The 24,600-nt window shown below is 43.0% G+C and carries 27 protein-coding genes; 24 read left to right on the top strand and 3 right to left on the bottom strand.

The features are described from left to right. The first annotated feature begins 195 nt into the window (after nucleotides 1-195). From O3626_RS00845 to O3626_RS00760, 18 genes are all read left to right on the top strand, one after another. Complete coding sequence (locus tag O3626_RS00845) at nucleotides 196-396, top strand: F0F1 ATP synthase subunit C (RefSeq protein ID WP_003006433.1); 201 nt, start codon at nucleotides 196-198, stop codon at nucleotides 394-396. Between the two features lie 33 nt (nucleotides 397-429). After that, nucleotides 430-1,143, top strand: coding sequence for a F0F1 ATP synthase subunit A (gene atpB / locus O3626_RS00840; protein ID WP_371494639.1), 714 nt, complete (start codon nucleotides 430-432; stop codon nucleotides 1,141-1,143). A 19-nt stretch (nucleotides 1,144-1,162) separates the two neighbouring features. Then, on the top strand, nucleotides 1,163-1,657 hold the full coding sequence (gene atpF, locus O3626_RS00835; RefSeq protein WP_004219970.1) for a F0F1 ATP synthase subunit B: 495 nt from the start codon (nucleotides 1,163-1,165) through the stop codon (nucleotides 1,655-1,657). Then, nucleotides 1,657-2,193 carry a F0F1 ATP synthase subunit delta gene (locus tag O3626_RS00830; protein ID WP_013903319.1) on the top strand — a complete coding sequence of 179 codons (537 nt, stop codon included), beginning with the start codon at nucleotides 1,657-1,659 and terminating at the stop codon, nucleotides 2,191-2,193. The genes atpF and O3626_RS00830 overlap by 1 nt, the downstream gene beginning before the upstream one ends. Before the next feature lie 15 nt (nucleotides 2,194-2,208). Beyond that, nucleotides 2,209-3,714, top strand: coding sequence for a F0F1 ATP synthase subunit alpha (gene atpA / locus O3626_RS00825; RefSeq protein WP_371494637.1), 1,506 nt, complete (start codon nucleotides 2,209-2,211; stop codon nucleotides 3,712-3,714). Between the two features lie 15 nt (nucleotides 3,715-3,729). Continuing rightward, on the top strand, nucleotides 3,730-4,611 hold the full coding sequence (locus tag O3626_RS00820; RefSeq protein ID WP_003011829.1) for a F0F1 ATP synthase subunit gamma: 882 nt from the start codon (nucleotides 3,730-3,732) through the stop codon (nucleotides 4,609-4,611). An 85-nt stretch (nucleotides 4,612-4,696) separates the two neighbouring features. Then, nucleotides 4,697-6,103: a F0F1 ATP synthase subunit beta gene (atpD, locus tag O3626_RS00815; RefSeq protein WP_013903321.1), complete on the top strand. Its 1,407-nt coding sequence runs from the start codon at nucleotides 4,697-4,699 to the stop codon at nucleotides 6,101-6,103. 13 nt (nucleotides 6,104-6,116) lie between these two features. Beyond that, entirely contained in the window at nucleotides 6,117-6,536 is a 420-nt protein-coding gene (locus O3626_RS00810; RefSeq protein ID WP_201089832.1) for a F0F1 ATP synthase subunit epsilon, read from the top strand. Between the two features lie 98 nt (nucleotides 6,537-6,634). After that, entirely contained in the window at nucleotides 6,635-6,865 is a 231-nt protein-coding gene (locus tag O3626_RS00805; protein ID WP_371494634.1) for a DUF1146 family protein, read from the top strand. Between the two features lie 66 nt (nucleotides 6,866-6,931). Continuing rightward, complete coding sequence (gene murA / locus O3626_RS00800; protein WP_023917703.1) at nucleotides 6,932-8,215, top strand: UDP-N-acetylglucosamine 1-carboxyvinyltransferase; 1,284 nt, start codon at nucleotides 6,932-6,934, stop codon at nucleotides 8,213-8,215. Further along, nucleotides 8,205-8,393, top strand: coding sequence for a DNA-directed RNA polymerase subunit beta (locus O3626_RS00795; RefSeq protein ID WP_024056063.1), 189 nt, complete (start codon nucleotides 8,205-8,207; stop codon nucleotides 8,391-8,393). Before murA ends, O3626_RS00795 begins: the two co-directional genes overlap by 11 nt. Nucleotides 8,394-8,475: 82 nt before the next feature. Next, nucleotides 8,476-9,315, top strand: coding sequence for a DNA/RNA non-specific endonuclease (locus O3626_RS00790; protein ID WP_371494632.1), 840 nt, complete (start codon nucleotides 8,476-8,478; stop codon nucleotides 9,313-9,315). 81 nt (nucleotides 9,316-9,396) lie between these two features. Next, nucleotides 9,397-10,116 (top strand): M57 family metalloprotease, encoded by a 720-nt coding sequence (locus tag O3626_RS00785; protein WP_371494630.1) that lies wholly within the window; start codon nucleotides 9,397-9,399, stop codon nucleotides 10,114-10,116. Nucleotides 10,117-10,223: 107 nt separating this feature from the next. Next, nucleotides 10,224-12,131 carry an ABC-F family ATP-binding cassette domain-containing protein gene (locus tag O3626_RS00780; RefSeq protein ID WP_371494628.1) on the top strand — a complete coding sequence of 636 codons (1,908 nt, stop codon included), beginning with the start codon at nucleotides 10,224-10,226 and terminating at the stop codon, nucleotides 12,129-12,131. Nucleotides 12,132-12,342: 211 nt separating this feature from the next. After that, nucleotides 12,343-12,696, top strand: coding sequence for a hypothetical protein (locus O3626_RS00775; protein WP_371494626.1), 354 nt, complete (start codon nucleotides 12,343-12,345; stop codon nucleotides 12,694-12,696). Between the two features lie 4 nt (nucleotides 12,697-12,700). Then, nucleotides 12,701-13,573 (top strand): XRE/MutR family transcriptional regulator, encoded by an 873-nt coding sequence (locus tag O3626_RS00770; RefSeq protein ID WP_371494624.1) that lies wholly within the window; start codon nucleotides 12,701-12,703, stop codon nucleotides 13,571-13,573. A gap of 25 nt (nucleotides 13,574-13,598) precedes the next feature. Further along, entirely contained in the window at nucleotides 13,599-14,762 is a 1,164-nt protein-coding gene (locus O3626_RS00765; RefSeq protein WP_371494622.1) for an MFS transporter, read from the top strand. A 124-nt stretch (nucleotides 14,763-14,886) separates the two neighbouring features. Further along, entirely contained in the window at nucleotides 14,887-16,074 is a 1,188-nt protein-coding gene (locus O3626_RS00760; RefSeq protein WP_371494620.1) for an MFS transporter, read from the top strand. A gap of 52 nt (nucleotides 16,075-16,126) precedes the next feature. Here the strand turns inward: O3626_RS00760 and O3626_RS00755 are convergent, their stop codons facing one another. From O3626_RS00755 to murT, 3 genes are read right to left on the bottom strand one after another with little or no spacing between them, the layout of a single operon-like run. Next, nucleotides 16,127-16,381 carry a LapA family protein gene (locus O3626_RS00755; RefSeq protein ID WP_155171567.1) on the bottom strand — a complete coding sequence of 85 codons (255 nt, stop codon included), beginning with the start codon at nucleotides 16,379-16,381 and terminating at the stop codon, nucleotides 16,127-16,129. Nucleotides 16,382-16,391: 10 nt separating this feature from the next. Next, on the bottom strand, nucleotides 16,392-17,180 hold the full coding sequence (gene gatD / locus O3626_RS00750; RefSeq protein WP_302692378.1) for a lipid II isoglutaminyl synthase subunit GatD: 789 nt from the start codon (nucleotides 17,178-17,180) through the stop codon (nucleotides 16,392-16,394). Then, nucleotides 17,180-18,523 carry a lipid II isoglutaminyl synthase subunit MurT gene (gene murT, locus O3626_RS00745; protein ID WP_371494617.1) on the bottom strand — a complete coding sequence of 448 codons (1,344 nt, stop codon included), beginning with the start codon at nucleotides 18,521-18,523 and terminating at the stop codon, nucleotides 17,180-17,182. Before murT ends, gatD begins: the two co-directional genes overlap by 1 nt. A gap of 103 nt (nucleotides 18,524-18,626) precedes the next feature. Here murT and cdaA point away from each other — a divergent pair, with 103 nt between their 5' ends. The 6 genes from cdaA (at nucleotide 18,627) to obgE (ending at nucleotide 24,570) form a co-directional block, all read left to right on the top strand. Continuing rightward, the gene (cdaA, locus tag O3626_RS00740) at nucleotides 18,627-19,475 is read left to right on the top strand and encodes a diadenylate cyclase CdaA (RefSeq protein WP_371494615.1); all 849 of its coding nucleotides are present in this window, start codon (nucleotides 18,627-18,629) and stop codon (nucleotides 19,473-19,475) included. Continuing rightward, nucleotides 19,472-20,221: a YbbR-like domain-containing protein gene (locus O3626_RS00735; RefSeq protein WP_003006499.1), complete on the top strand. Its 750-nt coding sequence runs from the start codon at nucleotides 19,472-19,474 to the stop codon at nucleotides 20,219-20,221. The genes cdaA and O3626_RS00735 overlap by 4 nt, the downstream gene beginning before the upstream one ends. A gap of 21 nt (nucleotides 20,222-20,242) precedes the next feature. Then, nucleotides 20,243-21,592 carry a phosphoglucosamine mutase gene (gene glmM / locus O3626_RS00730; RefSeq protein ID WP_003006502.1) on the top strand — a complete coding sequence of 450 codons (1,350 nt, stop codon included), beginning with the start codon at nucleotides 20,243-20,245 and terminating at the stop codon, nucleotides 21,590-21,592. Nucleotides 21,593-21,639: 47 nt separating this feature from the next. Further along, on the top strand, nucleotides 21,640-22,974 hold the full coding sequence (locus tag O3626_RS00725) for an Ig-like domain-containing protein (protein WP_371494612.1): 1,335 nt from the start codon (nucleotides 21,640-21,642) through the stop codon (nucleotides 22,972-22,974). A gap of 117 nt (nucleotides 22,975-23,091) precedes the next feature. Next, nucleotides 23,092-23,223: a DUF4044 domain-containing protein gene (locus tag O3626_RS00720; RefSeq protein WP_003011566.1), complete on the top strand. Its 132-nt coding sequence runs from the start codon at nucleotides 23,092-23,094 to the stop codon at nucleotides 23,221-23,223. Nucleotides 23,224-23,256: 33 nt separating this feature from the next. Then, complete coding sequence (obgE, locus tag O3626_RS00715) at nucleotides 23,257-24,570, top strand: GTPase ObgE (RefSeq protein ID WP_371494610.1); 1,314 nt, start codon at nucleotides 23,257-23,259, stop codon at nucleotides 24,568-24,570. The last annotated feature ends 30 nt before the right edge of the window (nucleotides 24,571-24,600 follow it).

Here is a 24,600-nt window from a genome sequence, read left to right as displayed (position 1 = left end):
TTTTTAGAAGAAAAAATGAATAGAGGTGGACAAAGTGTCTAAAAATTAAAAGGAATCAATCGTAGGTCGGAAAAATTATCATATTAAAAAAATAACGTAATTTAACAAAAACGCTTTCTTTTCTAGGAAATATTTGACTATTATATCTTTTAGGAGTAAACTAAGGAGGTAAAATTTATAAAAGGAGAATTCATCATGAATTTAACATTTTTAGGTCTTTGTTTAGCCTGCTTTGGTGTATCACTGGCAGAAGGTTTGATGATGAGCAGCCTATTGAAATCTGCGTCTCGTCAACCAGAAATTATTGGTCAATTGCGTAGCCTCTTGATTCTTGGTGTTGCCTTTGTCGAAGGTACTTTCTTCGTAACCTTGGTTATGGCCTTCATTATCAAATAAGCACTTCTATTTTAGAAAAGGAGGTGTCAAAACTTGGAAGAAAGTATCACTCCAACGATAACTCTTGGACCTGTAACTTTTAATTTGACCCTACTTGCTATGACCTTGATTGCTGTTTTGGTGGTTTTTGGCTTTATTTATTGGGCCAGCCGTAAAATGACGATCCGACCAAAGGGCAAACAAAATGTGCTGGAATACGCATATGACTTTGTCGTAGGCTTCACCAAAGGAAATATTGGGGAACATTATATAAAGGACTATTCCTTGTTCTTGTTTGTTCTTTTCCTATTTCTTTTAGTGGTCAATAACATTGGATTGATGGCTAAAATCGAAACGACCAATGGTTACAATTTGTGGACATCACCAACCGCTAACCTGGGTTATGACTTTGCCTTTTCATTTTTGATCACCTTAATCGCCCATGTAGAAGGAATTCGCCGACGTGGTGTGAAGGAATATTTAAAGGCTTTTGTGACACCTGGATTTATGACCCCCATGAATATTTTGGAAGAATTAACGAACTTTGCCTCCTTGGCACTTCGGATCTTCGGAAATATCTTTGCGGGTGAGGTATTAGCAAGCTTGCTCGTGAACTTATCACACCAAGCTTTCTATTGGTATCCATTTGCCTTTATTGGTAGCATGGCATGGACTGCATTTTCAATTTTTATTTCATGTATCCAAGCCTATGTGTTTACCATGTTGTCATCAATCTATATTGGTAAGAAAATTAATGGTGAAGAGTAAGTAGAGGAGGAGTAGAAGAATGCATGTATCAATGAGTGAAATTATTGGTAACTTTATTCTCATTGCTGGTTCCTTCCTATTATTAATCTTTTTAATAAAGAAATTTGCATGGAACAATATCAATGGAATTTTAGAAGCGCGTGCCAAAAAGATTACAGATGATATTGATGGAGCAGAATCAGCTCGTCAAAAAGCTGAGGAACTAGCAAGTAAACGTGAAGAAGAGTTGGCAGGTAGCCGCAAAGAAGCTGCGTCTATTGTCGAAAATGCAAAGGAAACTGCAGAAAAGAACAAATCTCAGATCCTTTCAGAAGCCACTCAAGAAGCAGTACGTTTGAAAGAAAAAGCGCAACAAGAAATTGCGCATAACAAAGAAGAAGCATTGAACAGTATCAAAGGCGATGTGGCAGATCTCACTGTCAATCTTGCCAGCAAATTGTTGAGTCAACAGCTGGATGCTGAAGGTCAACGCCAACTGATCGATCGCTATCTTGATGAATTAGGAGAAGCCTAATGGACAAAAAGCAACTGATGGTGATTGAGAAATATACCCAGCCTTTTGTTCAATTGGTCTTTGAAAAAGGAGAACAAGATCTTGTCTTTGAAAAATTGACCCAAATCAAGGGCATTTTTGAGGAGACTGGACTTGCTAACTTCTTAGCTCATATCGGTGTAGAGGATGAAGAGAAAGCAAAAAGTCTCAGACTTTTTCAACCCTCTGATTCACAATTACTCGACCATTTGATTGAAGTGGTTATTCTCAATCATCGTGAAGCCTTATTTTATGACATTGTAACGATTTGTTTGGATCAGATTCAACTGTTGAGCAACGCATTTGTCGTCACTGTTACGACAGTTGCTGGTTTGGATCCTGTTCAAGAGCAAAAGCTAGTACCCATTATCGAAAGAAAATTTGGGATTCAAGTTCGCTCGATCCAACAAAAGATCGATCCAGATTTAATTGGTGGCTTTGTCGTGACAGCCAATCATAAAACGTTGGATACCAGTCTCAAACACCAATTGCAAGTTATAAAATCTAAATTGAAATAGAAAGTGGTGTGAATTTTGGCGATTAACGCACAAGAAATCAGCGCTTTAATTAAGCAACAAATTGAAAATTTCAAGCCAAACTTTGACGTCACTGAGACAGGTGTTGTAACCTACATTGGTGACGGGATTGCCCGCGCTCATGGGCTTGAAAATGCCATGAGTGGTGAGTTGTTAATCTTTGAAAATGGCTCATACGGGATGGCCCAAAACTTAGAAACAATGGATGTCGGGATCATCATCTTGGGTGATTTCACGGATATTCGTGAAGGAGACTCTGTCCGTCGTACAGGTAAAATCATGGAAGTCCCTGCAGGGGATGCCTTGATTGGTCGTGTTGTCAACCCACTTGGCCAACCAGTAGATGGTTTGGGTGAGATTGTGACAGATAAATTCCGTCCAGTTGAAACACCAGCTCCTGGTGTTATGCAACGGAAATCTGTCTCAGAACCCCTACAAACTGGTTTGAAAGCCATTGATGCCCTTGTTCCAATTGGACGCGGTCAACGGGAATTGATCATCGGGGACCGTCAAACAGGGAAAACTTCGATTGCCATCGATACCATTTTGAACCAAAAGGGTCAAGACATGATCTGTATCTATGTGGCGATTGGTCAAAAAGAATCAACAGTTCGTACGCAAGTAGAAACTCTCCGTAAATACGGAGCTATGGATTATACGATTGTGGTAACCGCTTCGGCTTCTCAACCGTCTCCATTGCTTTATTTGGCACCTTATGCTGGGGTTGCCATGGCAGAAGAGTTCATGTATAACGGTAAACATGTTTTGATCGTCTATGATGATTTGTCAAAACAAGCCGTAGCTTACCGTGAATTGTCCCTTCTTCTTCGTCGTCCACCAGGACGTGAAGCCTTCCCAGGGGATGTCTTCTATCTCCACAGCCGTTTGTTGGAACGTTCTGCGAAAGTTTCGGATGAATTGGGTGGGGGTTCTATTACAGCTCTTCCAATCATTGAAACCCAAGCAGGGGACATCTCCGCTTATATCGCAACCAATGTGATTTCGATCACAGACGGACAAATCTTCTTGCAAGATAGTTTGTTTAATGCCGGTATTCGTCCAGCCATTGATGCCGGATCTTCTGTTTCCCGGGTTGGTGGATCTGCTCAAATCAAGGCTATGAAGAAGGTTGCTGGTACCCTTCGTATCGACCTTGCTTCCTACCGTGAATTGGAAGCCTTCACGAAATTTGGTAGTGACTTGGATGCTGCGACTCAAGCGAAATTGAACCGTGGTCGCCGAACAGTTGAAGTCTTGAAACAACCTGTTCATGAACCATTGGCTGTTGAAAAACAGGTTGTGATCTTGTATGCCTTGACTCATGGTTTCTTAGATAGTATTCCAGTAGACGACATTCTTCGTTTCCAAGAAGAGTTGTTTGAATACTTTGAAGCACATTATCATCAAATCTTTGAGACGATTCGTTCAACACATGATCTTCCAGCAGAAGAAGAACTGGATGCAGCCCTTACAGAATTTGTCAACCAGTCAAATTTCAAATAGAAATAGGAGTGGAAGATGGCAGTTTCATTAAATGATATAAAAAATAAAATTGCATCCACTAAAAATACCAGTCAAATTACCAATGCCATGCAGATGGTCTCTGCTGCTAAACTCGGGAAATCCGAGCAAGCAGCCAAGGATTTTCAGGTTTATGCTGCCAAGGTACGTAAGTTATTAACAGACTTGCTCCATGGACATGAAACAGAAAATGCCAAGTCCCATCCGATGTTGGTGAGTCGTCCGGTAAAAAAGACAGCTTATATCGTTATTACATCTGATCGTGGTTTGGTCGGGGGTTACAATGCCTCCATCCTTAAAACCATGATGGAAATGAAGGCAGAATATCATCCAACTGGAGATGACTTTGAAGTGATCTGTATTGGAAGCGTCGGTGCGGATTTCTTCCGTGCCCGTGGGATTCAGCCGGTATACGAATTGCGTGGTTTGCCTGATCAGCCTAGCTTTAAGGAAGTTCGCAAGATCATTTCGAAAACAGTCCAAATGTATCAGGAAGGCTTGTTTGATGAGTTGTACGTCTGTTACAACCACCACGTCAACAGTTTGACGAGTCAAATGCGGGTGGAACAAATGCTTCCAATTATTGATTTGGACCCAAATGAAGCGGATGAGGACTATGTATTGAATCTAGAATTGGAATCTAGTCGAGATGCCATTTTAGATCAATTGCTTCCTCAATTTGCTGAAAGCATGATCTATGGTGCCATTATTGATGCTAAAACAGCTGAAAATGCTGCTGGGATGATGGCCATGCAAACTGCAACAGACAATGCCAAGAAAGTCATTGATGAATTAACGATTCAATACAACCGTGCTCGTCAAGCAGCGATTACACAAGAAATTACCGAAATCGTTGCGGGTGCTAGCGCCCTTGAATAGTTGTCGGATACAATTTTAAATACAAAAACAGATGCTTGAAAGAGAACTTTTGAGCAGTAGAAATTACTTAGAATAGGAGAATGACATGAGTTTAGGCAAAATTTCTCAGGTCGTAGGTCCCGTCGTAGACGTTGCCTTTTCCGTTGGAGATAAACTTCCTGAGATCAATAATGCGCTTGTAGTCTATAAAAATGACCAACAAAAATCAAAAGTCGTTCTTGAAGTAGCTTTGGAACTTGGTGATGGGGTCGTACGAACCATCGCCATGGAATCAACCGATGGTTTAACCCGTGGAATGGAAGTCTTGGACACAGGTCGTCCAATCTCTGTTCCTGTCGGAAAAGAAACCTTGGGACGTGTCTTCAATGTTCTTGGAGATACCATTGACTTGGATCAACCTTTTGCTGAGGATGCTCCTCGTGACTCCATCCACAAAAAAGCTCCATCCTTTGACGAGCTCTCTACTTCAGAAGAAATTCTTGAAACAGGGATCAAGGTCATTGACCTCTTAGCCCCTTATTTGAAAGGTGGGAAGGTCGGACTCTTCGGTGGTGCCGGAGTTGGGAAGACTGTCTTGATTCAAGAATTAATCCATAATATTGCCCAAGAACACGGTGGGATTTCTGTATTTACCGGTGTTGGGGAACGGACACGTGAAGGGAATGACCTTTACTGGGAAATGAAAGAATCTGGCGTTATTGAAAAAACAGCCATGGTCTTTGGACAAATGAATGAGCCACCTGGAGCACGGATGCGTGTTGCTTTGACTGGTTTGACCATTGCGGAATATTTCCGTGATGTCGAAGGTCAGGACGTTCTCTTGTTTATCGACAATATCTTCCGTTTCACCCAAGCAGGATCTGAAGTATCAGCCCTTTTGGGACGGATGCCATCAGCCGTTGGTTACCAACCTACTTTGGCAACTGAAATGGGGCAATTGCAAGAACGGATTACGTCAACCAAGAAAGGTTCTGTTACATCCATCCAAGCCATCTATGTGCCAGCCGATGACTATACAGACCCAGCGCCAGCAACCGCCTTTGCCCACTTGGATTCAACAACCAACTTGGAACGTAAATTGGTACAATTGGGGATCTACCCTGCGGTGGACCCATTGGCATCAAGCTCACGTGCCCTTTCTCCAGAAATCGTAGGAGAAGAACACTATGCAGTAGCATCTGAGGTCAAACGTGTCCTTCAGCGTTACCATGAATTGCAAGATATCATTGCTATCTTGGGGATGGATGAATTGTCTGACGAAGAAAAGACCTTGGTTGCTCGTGCTCGCCGGATCCAATTCTTCTTGTCACAAAACTTCAACGTTGCGGAACAATTTACCGGTCAACCTGGTTCATACGTACCTGTTGCAGAAACTGTTCGTGGTTTTAAAGAAATCTTGGACGGAAAATATGACCATCTTCCTGAAGATGCCTTCCGTGGTGTTGGATCGATCGAAGATGTGATTGCCAAAGCTGAAAAAATGGGATTCTAAGAAGAGGTGAAAGATGAGTCAAATGAACGTCCAAATCGTTACACCGGATGGACTGGTTTATGATCATCATGCCGCATTTGTATCTGTCAAGACAATTGATGGTGAATTAGGGATTTTACCTCATCATATCAATACCATTGCGGTTTTGGCTGTAGACCAAGTAAAGGTTCGTCGTGTCGACGATGACAAACATATTGATTGGATTGCAGTCAATGGGGGGATTATCGAAGTAGCAGGTAATGTCATTACCATTGTTGCCGATTCTGCCGAACGTGCTCGAGATATCGACATTAGTCGTGCAGAACGTGCCAAACTGCGAGCTGAAAAAGCGATTGAAGAAGCCAAAGATCAGCATTCGGTTGATATGGAACGTCGTGCTAAAATTGCTCTTCAACGCGCCATTAACCGGATTAATGTCGGAAATCGTTTATAACATATTAAAAAATAAGGTAGAGGTCTTGTCCTCGCCTTATTTTTGTTGAGTGAGAATCAAAAGAAGAAAGTGAGAATCAAATATGGTATAATAGCTGTATGATCCAAATGATTTTTAACTTTTCAAGCCATTTATTGTTTATCTTTTTTGCCTATTACCTATTGTTGAACCTAGTTCAATGGGAAAAGTTTTTAAAAGTAAGTGCTGAAAATGCGGTTAAAATCCGTTTTTTGATCTTGATGCTCAGCATTGGAATCGGCTATCTAGCCAGCTCATTTTTTATCAGCGTGTATGAGATGAGTCGGCAGATTTTTATTGGCCAATTCTAGCCACATTTTATCAAAAATATGGTATGATAGAAGTCGTGACTTTAAGAAATTGGAGAACAATCCCGTATGGAAAAAATAATCGTTAATGGTGGAAATAATCGACTAGTTGGAACTGTCAAAATCGAAGGAGCAAAAAACGCTGTCCTTCCGCTTCTTGCTGCAACAGTCCTTGCAAGTGAGGGCGTGACAACCTTAAAAAACGTCCCTGTTTTATCAGATGTCTTCACAATGAACAATGTTGTTCGTGGCTTGAATGCACAAGTGACCTTCAATGAAGAAGAAAATACGGTTGTCGTAGATGCGCAAGAAAAATTATCAGAGGAAGCGCCTTATAAGTATGTGAGCAAGATGCGGGCCTCTATCGTTGTCTTGGGTCCTGTCTTGGCACGCAATGGCCATGCTAAGGTTTCCATGCCTGGAGGCTGTACGATCGGTAGTCGTCCAATAGACCTCCATCTCAAAGGTCTGGAAGCCATGGGGGCTGAAATTACACAAACGGCCGGCTATATTGAAGCGAAAGCAGATCGTCTCAAGGGAGCACATATCTATATGGACTTCCCATCAGTAGGGGCGACACAAAATATTATGATGGCCGCAACCTTGGCTGATGGAGTCACCGTGATTGAAAATGCTGCGCGGGAACCTGAGATTGTCGACCTAGCTCTTTTGCTCAACAAAATGGGAGCTACTGTCAAGGGGGCAGGAACTGAGACCTTAACCATCGTCGGTGTGGAGAGCTTGCACGGGGCAGACCACAATGTTGTACAAGACCGCATCGAAGCTGGAACCTTTATGATTGGGGCAGCTATGACCGGTGGAGATGTCTTGATCGAAGATGCCATTTGGGAACACAACCGTCCGTTGCTGTCTAAGATGCAGGAGATGGGCGTGACGGTAACCGAAGAAGAAAATGGAATTCGGATTCAATCGGATATCAGTAAGCTCCGTCCAGTGACCGTTAAAACCCTTCCATATCCAGGATTCCCAACCGATATGCAGGCTCAATTTACAGCCTTGATGGCCATGGCTAAAGGTGAGTCCACCATGATTGAAACTGTTTTTGAGAATCGCTTCCAGCACTTAGAAGAGATGCGTCGAATGGGCGTTCACTCAGATATTATGCGGGATACAGCTCGTATCGTAGGAGGTGAAAGCTTCCAAGGTGCAGAGGTCATGTCGACCGATTTGCGTGCGAGTGCAACGCTTGTCTTGATGGGCTTAGTGGCAGAAGGAGAAACAAAGGTCAGCAAATTAAGTCACTTAGATCGTGGTTATTATCAATTCCATGAGAAATTGGTGGCACTAGGTGCAGACGTGAAACGTGTAGAGGAAGAAGACGATGAAAACTAATCTTCGCTATGTTGGAAAACAGCTAGGAATTGTCCTCCTGTTGGCTGTGATTGCCATCATCATTTTTGCAGTTGGTTTGGTCATTGGCTATGGAGTGATTGGCGATGGAAAGAATCCATGGTCCATTCTCTCTCCGGATACCTGGTCAGAAATCATTGGGAAGCTAACCGGCAAATAAGATTTAAATAACATTGAGTAAAAAGGAGAGCAGCGAATCGAGTCAGTGACCCATCTAGCGCTGCTCTTTTTTGGAGAGAGGCATGACAAAACAAACAGTAAGCAAACGAACCAAACAAACCCTAGCAGGTTTTGTGGTGGCAACAGCCCTAGCAATCGGGGGCTATTATTTTAATCAACCGACGATAAAAGAAGCGACGGATCAGGTTGTTTCCGTGGTGACCAGTAGCCAAGAGGAAACACCCAGTAAAGAGTTAGCTAGCTCGGTACTAACGAAATCTGCTCGTTCACAATTAGGAAATGACATAGAATGGAATGGAGCTGGAGCCTTTGTCGTTAAGGGCAATCGAACAGATTTGGATGCCAGTGTGGCTAGTCAACCCTATGCGGATAACAAGACAAAAGAAGTCAATGGAAAGACCGTACCGACAGTGGCCAATGCCATCATGACTAAGGCGACTCGTCAGTACAGAGATCGCGATGCAACAGGAAGTGGCCTAACCGATTGGAAACCTGCAGGTTGGCATCAGGTTCATAATCTGTCAGGCGAGTACGACCATGCTGTGGATAGAGGTCATCTATTGGGCTACGCCTTGATCGGCAATCTCAAAGGCTTTGACGCCTCTACTAGCAATCCCAAAAATATCGCCGTTCAAACGGCTTGGTCTAATCAAGCCAATGATCCTCATTCCACCGGTCAAAACTACTACGAGACCCTGGTTCGAAAAGCGCTGGATAATAACAAGCGGATCCGCTATCGGGTCACCTTGATCTACAATCAGCCGGAAGATCTGATTCCTTTAGGTTCTCAGATCGAAGCCAAATCGAGTGATGGGACCCTTGAGTTCAATGTCTTTGTTCCCAATGTTCAAAGTGGAATGAGCCTGGATTACCAGACAGGAAAAGTAACCATCCATCAATAAGCAAAAAAGCAGGTTTATTTAAGTTATTTTTAAGAATGGAGTGTTACAATTGCATACCTTCTTTAAGAGAAAGGAGAATGTATGAGAACTATTTTTCGGTTTTTCAGAGGAATCCTTCGCATGGCTTGGAGTCTCTTTTGGGGATTTTTCTGGACCATTGCCATCAGTTTTCTCATCCTTGTGGGGATCATCTATTTCACAGATTCTCCTAGTTCTGGTATGGATGGGGTTGGGCGAGCTGCCCAAAAGGTTGTCTATCAAGTTGGAAATTTATTTGGTGATCAGGGCTTTGTATCGCGCTTTGGGATGGCGCCTAGCTCACAGACGACGCAGACGGACAATCATGAGCATAGTGGTGCTCGCTGGGAAAAAGCAGAGGCCACGGTTTATCTAGATCCCAATATCAGTCAAACTTTTATAAAAGCCTATCGGGATGCCATTGAGGCTTGGAACCAAACAGGTGCCTTTACTTTCAAGCTGGTCACAAATGAAAAAGAGGCCAATGTGGTCTTGACCGAAATGGACAACGCATCCGTTTCTGCAGCAGGAGAGACTGCCTCTCAAACCAACCTCTTAACCAATCGGTTCACCCACATCACAGTTCGCCTCAATCGCCATTATCTTTTAAATTATGTCTATAACTATAGTTATGATCGGATTGTCAATACAGCTGAGCATGAGCTAGGCCATGCGATTGGGTTGGACCACACAGATGGAGAATCGGTTATGCAACCAGCTGGCTCTTTCTACAGTATCCAGGATTCAGATGTAGAAGCAGTACGGCAATTATACAAGGAATAATGAGTTTTAAAATACTTGCTAAAAGTTCTGGGCCTCAAGGGGCTCAGGATTTTTTTGATGCTTCGTCTTCCCTTGTTTAATCCGTAAAAAGATAGTAAAATAGGGACATGATTATTTTACAAGCCAACAAAATTGAACGCTCTTTTGCAGGGGAGGTTCTTTTTGATCATATCAGCCTGCAAGTGGATGAACGGGACCGGATTGCTCTGGTCGGAAAGAACGGAGCCGGCAAGTCTACGCTTTTGAAAATCTTGGTGGGAGAAGAAGAGCCGACTTATGGTGAAATCAATAAAAAGCGCGACCTTTCTCTCTCCTATCTGGCTCAGGATAGCCGCTTTGAGTCGTCCAATACTATCTACGATGAAATGCTTCATGTCTTTGACGATCTCAGAAAGACCGAGAAAAGCTTGCGTCAAATGGAGCTGGAGATGGGGGAAAAAACAGGGGCTGACTTAGAAAAGCTCATGCAGGACTATGACCGTTTATCGGAAGAATTCCGTCAAGCTGGTGGTTTTACCTATGAGGCAGAAATTCGCGCGATTTTAAACGGCTTCAAGTTCGATGAGTCCATGTGGCAGATGAAGATTGAAGAGTTATCTGGTGGGCAAAATACCCGTCTAGCCCTGGCCAAGATGCTTTTGGAAAAGCCAAATCTCTTGGTACTGGACGAGCCGACCAACCACTTGGATATTGAGACCATTGCCTGGTTGGAAAATTACTTGGTCAATTATAGCGGGGCCCTTCTCATTGTCAGCCACGATCGGTATTTCTTAGACAAGGTCGCAACCATTACTTTGGACTTGACCAAGCATTCTTTAGATCGCTATGTCGGTAATTACTCCAGTTTTGTGGAGCAAAAAGAACAAAAATTGCTGACTGAAGCCAAGAACTACGAGAAGCAACAAAAAGAAATTGCAGCGCTCGAAGACTTTGTTAATCGCAATTTGGTGCGAGCGTCGACCACCAAGCGGGCCCAGTCTCGTCGCAAGCAGTTGGAAAAAATAGAGCGCCTAGACAAGCCCGAAGCTGGGACCAAGTCTGCCCATATGACCTTCCATTCTGATAAGGCCTCTGGCAATGTCGTTTTGACAGTAGAAGAGGCGGCCGTTGGCTATGACGATCAAATCCTGTCCGAGCCGATCAATCTGGATATCCGCAAGATGAATGCGGTCGCTATTGTAGGACCAAATGGGATCGGGAAATCTACTCTTATCAAGTCCATCGTCGGGCAGATTCCTTTTATCAAGGGAGAAGCTCGTTTTGGAGCCAATGTCGAAGTGGGCTACTATGACCAGATCCAAAGTAAACTAACTCCTCAAAACAGTGTCTTAGATGAACTCTGGAATGACTTTAAACTGACACCAGAAGTGGAGATCCGCAACCGCCTGGGAGCCTTTCTTTTCTCAGGGGACGATGTCAAGAAAACCGTCGGCATGCTGTCAGGTGGAGAGCGGGCCCGCTTGCTATTGGCCAAGCTTTCCATGGAAAATAACAACTTCTTGATTCTCGATGAACCGACCAACCACTTGGACATCGATAGCAAGGAAGTACTGGAAAATGCCTTGATTGATTTTGATGGGACCCTGCTCTTTGTCAGCCACGACCGCTACTTTATCAATCGGGTGGCTACACAGGTCTTGGAACTCTCAGAAGAGGGCTCCACTCTTTACCTAGGGGACTATGACTATTATCTGGAGAAGAAAGCAGAGTTAGAGGCCCTTGCTGCAGTGCAAGCAGAAGCTGTGCCCGCTTCTTCAACGGAAGAAGTCACCAGCAATAACTATCACTTGCAAAAGCAAAACCAAAAGGAACTCCGCAAAATCACCCGTCGCATTGAGCAATTGGAAGCAGAGATGGAAGAGCTAGATCAGAAAATCCAAGACATCACCGAAACCATGCATAGCACCAATGATGCAGCCGACTTGGTCCAACTGCAAAGCGAGCTAGACCAACTGACTATTCAACAGGAAGCTGTCATGGAAGAGTGGGCAGAACTGTCAGAGCAGGTGGAATAAATGGAAGATTTAGGCAAAGTTTTTCGTGAATTTCGAATCAGTAAGAATTATTCGTTAAAAGAAGCTGCAGGCCACCAATGAAACCGGCGAACTCATGGAAAGCCAGCAGCAAATCGACCAGCTGACCGCCGCCCAAGAAGAAGCCATGATAGAATGGGAAGAACTAGCGGAGAAAGTGTAGTTTTCTAATTTGCCTAAGGAGAACATTGTGATGACTGAAAATGATTGGTTTATGAAGCAGATTAAAGGTGTAGCCGATATTATTGGTACAACTTTGCGCCTGCAGATTCAGAATTTAGATTTGGGGCAGTATGAGGATGAGGAAGGAAAATTCATCAACGGGAATCACTATCTTCAGCAAGTTTTAGAAGAGCAGCGCTTTGCGGAGGCCATTTCTTTTGTTGAAGAGCAGATGAAACGCCTACCTCTTCATCAGTATGATCTATTGGTTGATTGGCTGATTTCTTACTTAAGACAATTAGATTTTTCCGTTAAAGAAGAACATGGATTCTACGAAGGATATTTGCAAGAGTTAGAAAGGTACTTAAAGGAATTTAAGTGGTAATCAAATGGAAGATTTAGGCAAAGTTTTTCGTGAATTTCGAATGAGTAAAAATTATTCATTGAAAGAAGCTGCAGGAGAAGCTTGCTCGACCTCCCAGTTATCCCGTTTTGAATTGGGGGAGTCGGATCTGGCTACGTCGCGCTTCTTTGAAATTTTGGACAATATCCATGTGACGATTGAGAATTTTATGGATAAGGCCAGAAATTTCCAACACCATGAACATGTGGCCTTGATGGCCCAGATTATTCCGCTTTACTATGCAAATGATATTGCGGGTTTCCAAAAGCTTCAAAGAGAACAACTGGAAAAGGCTAAAGGTTCGACCAATCCCCTCTATTTTGAATTGAACTGGATCCTGCTACAAGGCTTGATTTGCCAGAGAGATGCCAGCTACACGATGAAGCATAGTGATCTGGAAAAGGTGGCGGATTATCTCTTTCAAACGGAAGAATGGACCATGTATGAGTTGATTCTCTTTGGCAATCTTTATAGCTTTTATGATGTGGATTATGTCACTCGGCTTGGTAGAGAAGTGATGGAGCGGGAAGATTTCTACAAGGAAATTGGTCGCCATCGAAAACTGGTCTTGATTTTAGCTCTGAATAGTTACCAGCATTGTTTAGAACACCGTTCTTTCGAAAATGCCAGCTATTTTGAAGCCTATGTGGAAAAGATTATCGGGAAGAGCATCAAACTCTACGAACGCAATGTCTTTCATTACCTCAAGGGATTTGCCCTCTATCAGAAGGGACAAGAGAAAGAAGGGAGTCAGCAAATGCAAGAGGCTATGCATATTTTTGATGTGCTAGGTCTTCCAGAGCAGGTAGCTTACTATCAAGAACACTTTGATAAATTTGTAATAGATGAATGTTCCTAAATAGGAGAGAGATAAAGGAGATTTTATGAACCGACATGCGGTCCAATTAATTAGTCGTGGAGCGATTACCAAAATTGGGAATATGCTCTATGATTATGGGAATAGTGTCTGGCTGGCCTCAATGGGGACTATAGGAAAGACGGTATTAGGAATCTATCAGATTTCTGAGTTAGTGACAGGGATCCTCGTGAATCCTTTTGGAGGGGTGATTTCAGACCGTTTTTCTCGTCGCAAGATTTTGATGACGACCGACTTGGTGTGTGGTCTCCTGTGTTTGGCGATTTCTTTTATCAGAAATGATCGTTGGATGATTGCGGCTCTGATTGTTGCCAATATTGTTCAGGCCATTGCCTTTGGTTTTTCTCGACCTGCCAATAAAGCCATTATTACAGAAGTTGTGGAGAAAGAAGAGATTGTAACCTATAATGCGCACTTGGAGCTGGTCTTACAAGTTGTTAGTGTCAGTTCTCCCGTGTTTTCTTTCCTAGTTCTACAATTTGCCAGTCTCCATGCGACCCTCTTACTAGATGCGCTGACCTTTTTCATTGCCTTTGTCCTAGTGGCATTCCTTCCGAAAGAAGTAGCAAAGGTTCAAGAAAAGAAACAGTTTACCGGGAAAGATATTTTTTCTGATATCAAGGATGGGTTAGACTATATCTGGCATCAGAAAGAGATTTTCTTTCTCTTATTAGTGGCTTCTAGCGTCAATTTCTTTTTTGCGGCTTTTGAGTTTTTACTTCCCTTCTCGAATCGTCTATACGGGGTTAAAGGAGCTTATGCGACCATTTTAACGCTGGGAGCTATTGGATCTATTCTAGGAGCACTTGTTGCCAATAAAATGAAATCAAGTATGAGAATTCTCCTGTTTTTACTGATCATGGCAGGGGTCGGAGTGTTCATAATGGGCTTGCCTCTTCCGCCTTATCTTTCCTTTTCAGGAAATCTGGTCTGTGAATTTTTTGTGACCATTTTCGACATCCACGTTTTTACCCAAGTACAAACCAAGGTGGAAGATGATTATCTAGGTAGAGTATTGAGCACAATTTATACCTTGGCTGTTCTCTTTATGCCAATCGCCAAAGGGTTGATGACTTGGTTGCCAAGCGTCCGTATGGAATCATTTCTCTTGATTGGAGCTGGGGTTATTCTCTTTTCACTCTTGGCTCAGCTAGTAGCTAAGCAGCTTTAATCAAAAGAACAGTAAGGATCCTTTGATAAATTTGTAAACCATTATTTTTCCCAAATAAGGGACAAAATGAAAACCTCTTTCATGAACTGATACAATAGTTTCAGAAAATGAAGGAGGTTTTTTTATGAATCGACATGCAGTCCAATTAATTACTCGTGGAGCGATCAATCGAATGGGAAATATGCTCTATGATTACGGGAATAGTGTCTGGCTGGCCTCGATGGGGACTATAGGAAAGACGGTATTAGGGATTTATCAGATTTCTGAACTTGTCACCTCCATTCTAGTCAATCCATTTGGTGGCGTGATCTCAGACCGGTTTTCCCGTCGCAAGATTTTGATGACGACCGACTTGGTTTGTGGTCTCCTTTGTTTAGCGATTTCGTTTATCAGGAATGATCGTTGGATGATTGTAGCCCTGATTGTTGCCAATATTGTCCAGGCCATTGCCTTTGCATTTTCTCGTACAGCCAACAAAGCCATTATCACTCAGGTCGTAGAGAAAGATGAGATTGTGACCTATAATGCCCACTTGGAGTTGGTCTTACAAGTAGTTGGTGTCAGCTCTCCTGTGTTCTCTTTCCTTGTTTTACAATTTGCCAGTCTCCATGCGACCCTCTTACTGGATGCACTGACCTTTTTCATCGCCTTTGTCCTAGTGGCATTCCTTCCGAAAGAAGAAGCCAAAGTTCAAGAAAAGAAACGGTTCACAGGAAAAGATATTTTTTCGGACATCAAGGATGGACTAGACTACATCTGGCATCAGAAAGAGATTTTCTTTCTCTTGTTGGTGGCTTCCAGCGTCAATTTCTTTTTTGCAGCTTTTGAGTTTTTGCTTCCTTTTTCGAATCGCCTTTACGGGGTCAATGGAGCATATGCGACCATCTTAACCTTGGGCGCTATCGGCTCTATCATCGGAGCTTTGATTGCTAATAAATTTAAATCAAGCATGAAGATGCTTCTCTTCTTATTGATTTTAACAGGAGTAGGAGTCTTAATGATGGGCTTGCCCCTTCCGCATTTTCTCTCCTTTTCTGGAAATTTGGTCTGCGAACTCTTTATGACAATTTTTAACATTCACTTTTTTACCCAGGTTCAAACCAAGGTAGAAGGAGACTATCTAGGCCGGGTCTTAAGCACCATTTTTACCCTTGCCATTCTCTTTATGCCCGTAGCTAAAGGATTGATGACCTGGTTGCCAAGTGTCCGAGTAGAATCCTTTCTCCTGATTGGAGCTGGCGTCATCCTCTTTTCACTCCTAGCTCAAGTAGTCGCCAAGAAATTACAAGCAAAAGAAGGTATATCAGCATGAAAAAAGCACCGATCGGTGCTTTTTAGTTGTTTTCTTTTTCTTCTGTCTTGATTTATTTCTTTGCTTCTTCCAGTTGCTTTTGAGTGCTCTTGAGTTCTTTTTTTAGGGAGAAGCCCTTTGAAAAATTAATCAAGTTCATGACGAATGCACCTAAGAGGACACAGAGCAAGATCAGAATGATCAAGGGTAATTTAAATTGGACCAAGAGGAAATTTACGGTAACCGATTGCATGTTTGCAAGGGAAATACCAGCAATCAATAAAATTAAAAGTAATAAAGCAATGTAGTGTAGATTATTTTTGTTCATCATTATCTCCTTATTGTTCAGCAGGGGCCTTGCTTTTCACATCAGCGTACTCTTCCGGCTGCTCTAGGCTTAGAATCTCCTCATAAGCCGGTAGGGAAAGGTCCTTGCCATATTTATTTTTTAGGGCAGTGCTCACTAGGCGATAGGCCAAATTGGCATTTCGGGACAAGATAGGACCGTGGAAGTAGCTGCCAAAGACGTTCTTGTAATGAACCCCTTCGCACCCATCTTCTTTGTTGTTCCCATTTCCATAGACGACCTTGCCCAGTGGTTTTTCATCTTCCGCCAAGAAGGTCCGACCTTGGTGGTTCTCAAAACCATAATAGGTTTCGTTAAATTCTTCGTTATGGATCTTGATATCACCGATATAGCGGTTGTTGACTTGGTTAAGCGTATAGTGGCCCATAATGCCGAGTCCTTCAATGCGTTTGCCAGAAGCTTCAATGTAGTATTGGCCTAGAAGCTGAAAGCCACCACAGATAGCAAGGACCACACCATCGTCATCAATAAAGCGTGCAAGGTCTTCTTTTTTATCTGGAAGATCTTCTGATACAATGGTCTGTTCGTAGTCTTGTCCTCCACCGAAAAAGGCGATATCATAGGCATCAGGGTCAAATCGGTCTTTGAGAGAGACGATATCCACTGTGACATGGGCTCCAAGTTTTTCCGCAACGTACTTGAGCATGAGGATATTCCCATTGTCTCCGTAGGTATTCATTAAGTTGCCGTAGAGATGGGCAATGCGCAGGCTGTAAGGATACTGTGCCTGATCAGAAGATTCTAGAGAAGTATAAGTCATTAATTCATCTCCTTTTCAATCAGGTGTTCTTGGGCCAAAAGTTCACGGAATTCAAGCATGGCCGTATAAGTGGCTAAGATATAGGCGTGAGGGGTTTCCTGTTGCTGGATACGTTGGAAAACCTCTTTTAATTCAGACATTTCTGTGATTTGATCAGCAGGATAGCCAGTGACCCGAAGTCGCCGAGCAATCTCAGAGTGGCGCACCCCGCCAGCATTGATTTCTGGAATATCCATCTGGGTGATTTGCTCAAAGTCCGCATCCCAGATCCAGCTGGTGTCGATTCCATCCGCATAATTCGCATTGAGGAGGACCGACAAGCTAAAGGAATAAGGTGCTAGTTTGATCATTTCAATGGCTTGGGTCGCACCAACTGGATTCTTAATCAGAACCAAGGTACATTCCTTATCCCCAATCTTAAAGGTTTCCTGACGACCAAAGACAGCGCGACTGCGATCAAATCCTTGCTTAATCACTTCAGGTTGCACTCCAAAAAATCCAGCAACGGAAACAGCAGCTAAGGCATTGTAGATGTTGTAGAGACCGCCGATATTGATGTGGTAGTCTTGGCCTTGAATCCGGAATTGGGAAGAACGATGGGTTAAAGAGAGGAGGTCTGATACGGCATAAGTCAGAGGAGGTCTGTGGAAACCACAGTGCTCACAGATATAATCCCCAAGATTAGCATAGGTATTGAGCTTGTACTTGAGAATATTGTGGCAATGCGGACAGAGGATTCCTTCCGTATTGTAATGAGCTAGTTGTGGCTCTGATTTGTCAATATCAAATCCATAATATTGGATCGGATTGGATAAGGTCTGACTATTAAAGAGCGGACTATCACCATTTAACAAGACTGTTGCAGTTGGGACCTTGTGAATGGCATCCAAAATCATTTGGTAGGTCGTATAGATCTCTCCATAGCGGTCCATCTGGTCCCGGAAAATATTAGTGACCACAAAAAGGCTGGGCTTAATATAATCACAAATCCGAGAGAGGCTGGCCTCGTCAATTTCAAGTACCGCAATCGGTCGATTTGATTTCGAATGCTTAGCCCGTAAGAAGGTCGTTGTAATCCCAGAGATCATATTGGCCCCACTTGGATTGGTCAAAATAGGTCCAAAAGCTTCTTGGAGAATACCTACTGTTAGCGCAGTGGTCAGGGTTTTTCCATTTGTCCCTGTAATCACAACAATCTCATAGTTTTTTGCCAGTTGACTGAGAATATCTTTATCAAATTTGAGGGCTACTTTACCTGGTAGGGTTGATCCCCGCCCCATCTTTTCTAGAATAGAGCCGGAAAGCTTTCCTGCCAGAAGGCCCAAGGTTGTATTTATCTTCATAAATCATATTTTATCATAAAAAGCATCAGAAGGTTACAGAAAAATCTGTTGAAACGTGTTATAATAAGATGATGTCTTTTAGAGAAGTGGTAGGTATGAGAATATGAATATTCAACAGTTTTCAAATCCACAATTTTGGACCAGTTTGTTCCCGAATTGGTGGAGTGTTATTATCAATATCATCGATATTGCCCTGGTGGCTTGGTTGTTGTATTTTTTGATCAAGGCCATCGTCGGGACCAAGATCATGATTTTGGTGCGTGGGGTCATTATCTTTTTCTTGGCTCAATTTTTAGCCAATTTTTTGGGTTTAACGACTATTTCTTGGCTGATCAATCAAGTGATTACCTATGGGGTTATCGCGCTGGTTGTGATTTTCTCCCCTGAAATTCGGATTGGCTTAGAGCGTTTAGGTCGGGCGACAGAATTTTTTACGACGAGTGAAGTCAGTCAGGAAGAGAAAATGGTACAGGCCTATGTTAAGGCAGTGGCTTATATGAGCCCACGTAAGATTGGTGCCTTGGTAGCTATTCAAGGGGCCAGAACCCTTCAGGAATACATTTCTACAGGGATTCCACTAGATGCGGAAATTTCAGGAGAATTGCTGATTAATATCTTCATTCCTAATACTCCTTTGCACGATGGAGCGGTCATTGTCCGCAATGATAAAATTGCCGTTTCTTGTGCCTACCTACCCTTGACGGAAAATACCGGAATTTCAAAAGAGTTTGGAACGCGTCACCGTGCAGCCATTGGTTTATCTGAAGTTTCTGATGCCTTTACTTTTGTGGTATCCGAAGAAACGGGCGGGATCTCTGTGACCTACAACGGAACCTTCCGACACGATTTAACTTTAGAAGAGTTCGAGTCAGAATTGAGAGCCTTCTTGGTTCCTGAAGAGAATAAACCGAATAGTTGGAAAGAGCGTCTATTTGGGAGGGTGACAAAATGAGATCGAAAAAAGAATTTCTTTATGTTTTCGCCTCCGTCTTATTGTCCTTTATCTTGTTTATCAATGCTTCTTCCTTTAATTTTCAAAATAATAGTAGCGCTAGACAAGTGAGCTCAGAGACCTACACCAATACCTTGACCAATATTCCAATTGATGCCAAATACAATGACAAGAAATATTTTGTCAGTGGATTGACGTCAGAGGTAACGGTCTTTCTTAAAGGTTCAAACCGGGTCGCACTTGCAAGTGAGATGCAACCGGGCACTCGTAAGTTTCGCGTGGTAGCGGATCTTCGTAAGGTCAAGGAAGGTACCGTTGAAGTGCCGTTGATTGTGGAAGATCTTCCAGCTGGTTTGACAGCAACCGTAGAGCCTCAGAAAGTTTCTGTAAAAATCGGGAAGAAAGCGAAAAAATCGTTTGCAGTTAGAGCCACGATCCCGGACAATCAAATTGTGGATGGAATTACGGTAACGGATATTTCTCTTGAAAAAACTAAGGTGGAAGTGACGAGTGATCAAGAAACCTTAAGTCGTATTGATCATGTCCAAGCTGTCTTCCCATCCAGTGAGATCATCAGTGGAAATTATAGCGGAGCCATTTCCTTAAATGCAGTGGATGCTCAAGGAAATATTCTACCAGGCTTGGTTAATCCGAGTGAAACACGGATTCAAGTGACTACAAAGAGTAGCTCGTCTACGTCAAGCTCTAGCAGTTCGTCGTCGACCTCTTCCAGTTCAAGTAATTAGAAAGTAAAAAGGTAATCAAAAATGGGTAAATATTTTGGAACGGACGGTGTCCGTGGAGAAGCAAATGTAGAATTAACGCCAGAATTAGCCTTTAAGTTGGGTCGTTTCGGTGGTTATGTGTTGAGCCAACATGAAGAAGAAACACCTTTGGTATTTGTTGGACGTGATACGCGTATTTCTGGTGAAATGCTGGAGCATGCTTTGATCGCTGGCCTCTTATCAGTTGGGATTCGCGTTTATAAGTTGGGTGTGATTGCCACGCCAGGTGTTGCCTATCTGGTTCGTACGGAAAAAGCCAGCGCCGGCGTTATGATTTCTGCTAGCCACAATCCAGCCTTGGACAATGGAATCAAATTCTTTGGTGGTGATGGTTTCAAATTGGATGATGATCGCGAGCTTGAAATTGAAGCCTTGCTTGATGCCGCTGAAGATACCCTTCCACGTCCAAGTGCGCAAGGTTTAGGAACAGTCATGGAATATCCGGAAGGCTTGCGTAAGTATCAAGAATTCCTTGTATCGACAGGTGTCCAACTCGAGGGCATGCACGTGGTTTTGGATACAGCAAATGGTGCAGCCTCTACCAGTGCTCGTCAAATCTTTGCAGATTTAGGAGCTCAATTGACTGTCATCGGTGAAAACCCAGATGGTTTGAACATCAATGATGGGGTTGGCTCTACTCACCCAGAGCACTTGCAAGAGAAAGTGAAAGAAGTAGGCGCAGCGATTGGTCTTGCCTTTGACGGAGATAGTGATCGCTTGATTGCAGTGGATGAAAATGGAGAAATCGTAGACGGGGATAAGATCATGTACATCATCGGTTCGTATTTTTCAAGCAAGGGCTTGCTCGAAAAAAATACGATCGTTACAACCGTCATGTCCAATCTCGGTTTCCACAAGGCATTAGATGCGAAGGGGATTCAAAAAGAAATCACAGCTGTTGGAGACCGTTATGTGGTCGAAGAAATGCGCAAATCTGGGTATAACCTTGGTGGGGAACAGTCCGGTCATGTAGTCATCATGGATTACAACACGACTGGTGATGGTCAATTAACAGGCGTTCAATTAACCAAAATCATGCAAGAAACCGGCAAAAAATTGTCTGAATTAGCTGCAGAAGTAACCATTTACCCACAAAAGCTTGTCAATATCCGGGTTGAAAATAGCATGAAAGACAAGGCGATGGAAGTGCCTGCTATTCGTGAAATCATTGAAAAAATGGAAGCGGAAATGGCAGGAAATGGTCGTATCCTTGTGCGTCCAAGTGGAACCGAACCCCTCCTTCGTGTCATGGCAGAAGCACCAACTCATGAAGAAGTAGACTACTATGTGGATACCATTGCTGCAGTTGTCCAGGCAGAAATTGGTCTTTAACCTTGTAAAAAACATGGCTCGCAAATAGGCGAGCAGAGGAGGTATATATGAAACAGGTTCGTCAAATTGTATGGGCACTTGTCTTAGTGCTAACGATTCTATTCACAGCTGGTTTGACTAAAACCATTCAGGCCGCAGAAGTCTCGTCTTATACACAGACAGCAAGCTTAACGAAAGATGGCAATCCTTTAACGAATGGCAGCAAGGTGTTGACAAATGAAAAATTGTCAGCAAGTATTTCTTTGACCTTCCCTGATTCGCAAGCCATTCAAGCTGGTGATACCTTAACACTTAGCTTACCAAAAGAATTAACCCTCTACACAGCATTGGAATTCAATGTTCTTGAGGAAGGCCAATCCAATGGTCAAACTGTGGGGAAAGCTGTCGTTGATACAGGTAAGAAAACAGTGACCGTTACCTTTAATGATTATTTCGTATCTCATCCACTCAATAAACGAGTTGCCTTGCATTTTGATGTAAAAGTAGATTCCGAAGTGGTCACTAAAACATCCCCAATCCAATTTAAACTTGGAAATACGGATTTTTCATTGAATTATGAAAAAACAGATGGGGAAGCTGGAGACTATGAGATGAAATATGGCTACCAAGATAAGTCTGATCCGACCATTGTCAAATGGCGTATTCTCTTAAATGCTCGTCAAGATATCCTCCGTGGAATGGTCATTAAAGACAAATTTGGAGATGGTTTAACTCTAGTTGAAGGTAGCTTGCGTGCTGTTCGATATAATCCTGTACCAGGTGGCATCAAGAACGAAGCGCAGATTTTAAATCTTCCAGTTCTTGATAACTTTACTAAAAAAGCGGTTTTTGAAAAGAATGCAGATGGCAAAATTACTGGCTTTACCATTAATTTTGGAGATAACTACAACTGGCCAATGTATATCGAATATTCGACCAAAGTAGCTCCTGGTACAAAAGTAGGTGATCTTGTTCATAACGCGTTAACATGGACAGCAACCAATTTCCCAGCACCTCGTAGCTTAACCCGCGAAGTGAGATTAGAATCAGGATCTGGCGAAGGATTGGGTGAGAAAGACCAAACGCCACCGACACCTAGCACAACATCCTCATCAAGTTCATCGTCTTCATCAAGTTCATCGTCTTCATCAAGTTCTAGCTCTTCATCAAGTTCTAGCTCTTCATCAAGTTCTAGCTCTTCATCAAGTTCATCGTCTTCATCAAGTTCTAGTACTTCATCAAGCTCATCATCAACTTCTGTCAAAGAAGAAGAAGCACCAAAACCTGGTAAGAAAAAAGTTCTTCCAAGTACAGGTGAGAAGATGACACCGGTTGTTCTTGTCATGGGTGTCTTACTGGCGGTTCTTTCTGTTAGTATTTTACGAGTAAGAAAAGATTCCTAAATCTATCCATAAAAGATCAGACGTTTGTCTGGTCTTTTTGTGTAGGCTCGATTTGAAAAATCCCCTATTTCGTGGTAAAATAGGGCTAATGAATTTATAGTAATCGAGGTATTAGCAGTGGCTTTTGGAGATAACGGAAAACGTAAAAAAACACCATTTGAAATGATCACGATGGTGGTTATTGTGATTATGTTGATTGTAACGGTTGGTGCAATCTTTGCAACCGCAATTGGTGCTCTTTCTTATTAAGACGCACGCAGAAATAAAGGAAATCATCTATTTATGAGTATGTTTTTAGATACAGCCAAGATTAAGGTCAAGGCTGGAAATGGCGGCGATGGCATGGTGGCCTTTCGCCGTGAAAAATATGTCCCTAATGGCGGACCTTGGGGTGGTGATGGAGGTCGTGGTGGCAATGTCATCTTCGTAGTAGACGAAGGCTTGCGCACCTTGATGGACTTCCGTTATAATCGGCATTTCAAAGCCCAAAATGGGGAAAAAGGAATGACCAAAGGGATGCACGGACGGGGAGCAGAAGATCTCTATGTACGAGTTCCCCAAGGAACGACCGTCCGAGATGCTGAGACTGGCAAGGTCATTACCGACTTGGTTGAAAATGGACAAGAGTATATTGTAGCGCACGGAGGCCGAGGAGGTCGCGGAAATATTCGTTTTGCCACTCCTAAAAATCCAGCACCAGAGATTTCTGAAAATGGAGAGCCTGGTCAGGAACGTGAATTAGAGTTAGAACTGAAGGTCTTGGCAGATGTTGGTTTGGTTGGCTTCCCTTCTGTTGGGAAATCGACCCTTCTCAGTGTCATCACTTCAGCCAAACCAAAAATTGGGGCTTATCATTTCACAACCATCGTTCCAAATTTGGGAATGGTTCGGACTCCGTCTGGAGAATCCTTTGCCGTAGCAGACCTTCCTGGATTGATTGAAGGGGCTAGCCAAGGTGTTGGACTAGGAACCCAGTTCCTTCGTCACATCGAGCGCACTCGAGTTATCTTGCATGTTATTGATATGTCAGCCAGTGAAGGACGCGATCCTTACGAAGATTATGTTCAAATCAATAAAGAGCTTGAAACCTACAATCTTCGTTTGATGGAGCGACCTCAGATTATCGTGGCAAATAAGATGGATATGCCAGAGAGTCAAGAAAACTTGAAAGAGTTCAAGAAGAAATTGGCAGCCAATTACGATGAGTTTGATGAACTGCCACAGATCTTCCCGATCTCTAGTTTGGCGCATCAAGGTTTGGACAACTTGTTAGAAGCAACGGCAGAATTGTTAGACAAAACGCCAGAATTCCTCTTGTATTCAGAAGACGAAATGGCCCAAGAAGAAGTTTACTATGGCTTTGATGAAGACCAGACAGCCTTTGACATCAGTCGTGATGACGATGCCGCTTGGGTCTTGTCTGGTGAAAAACTTGAAAAACTCTTTAATATGACAAATTTCGATCGAGATGAAGCGGTCATGAAATTTGCTCGTCAATTGCGTGGAATGGGTGTTGATGAAGCTCTCCGTGCACGTGGAGCAAAAGATGGCGATATCGTCCGGATCGGTAAATTCGAATTTGAGTTTGTAGATTAAGGGTGGTCCTGAGCGGATCAAGGATTCCAA

It is taken from the genome of Streptococcus sp. 20925_1_77, assembly GCF_041432125.1.
Lineage (GTDB): Bacteria > Bacillota > Bacilli > Lactobacillales > Streptococcaceae > Streptococcus.
Note: the sequence above shows the minus strand (reverse complement) of the source record. Positions and strands in the feature narration are given on the sequence as shown.